General features: G+C 29.5%; 1 protein-coding gene. It reads left to right on the top strand.

The window, feature by feature from the left end:
* Positions 1–232: 232 nt before the first annotated feature.
* The coding region (locus L8T82_RS07920) for a major outer membrane protein (RefSeq protein WP_263726286.1) at positions 233–747 on the top strand (515 nt) is incomplete at its 3' end.

Below are 747 nucleotides of genomic sequence, written 5' to 3'. Positions count from 1 at the left end.
AGTTTCCAAACATTAACTATCAAAGAGCATAATTACATTTGTAAAAGCAAACATTCATAGATAACTCCTTAGTTTTTAAAGATCTAGTTTCAAACTAGATCTTTAAAGATAATTCAATCTATAAATACAACCCTTTAATATATTTTTATCGTTTTTATTTACTTTAAGAATTCTTATATAAAACTATGCTATAATACAAGCCATAGTTTTAATTTTAATAAGGAGAATTCTCATGAAACTAGTTAAACTTAGTTTAGTAGCAGCTTTAGCTGCAGGTGCTTTTTCAGCAGCTAACGCTGTTTCACTTGAAGAAGCTATAAAAGATGTTGATGTATCAGGAATGTTCAGATATAGATTTGAATCTGATAGAAAAGATATTGGTAACACAATTGTAGATGGTTATAACAACTCTAAAGAAAACAAACACAGATTTAAATCTCAATTAAATTTCAAAGCAGCTTTAGATGATAACTTCAAAGCTTTTGTTCAATTCCAATACAGCACAAATGAAGCTGGTTTTGGTACAGGCAATCAAACAGTTACAAATAAAACTTTCAATGTTCAACAAGCTTACTTAGAATACACTAATGAAGCTTATGCTACAAGCGTAACTTTTGGTAAAATGGAAGTTGGTTCTATTTGGACTGATGATTTAGTAGGAACAGGAGCTAAAGTAGTAAACACTTCTATTGAAGGTTTAACTTTTGCAGGTTATTGGTTTGATAGCTTTAATGCTGAAGATGATGG

This window comes from Campylobacter sp. IFREMER_LSEM_CL292 (assembly GCF_025771615.1).
Classification (GTDB): domain Bacteria; phylum Campylobacterota; class Campylobacteria; order Campylobacterales; family Campylobacteraceae; genus Campylobacter_D; species Campylobacter_D lari_D.
This window is presented reverse-complemented; position numbering and strand designations above follow the sequence as displayed.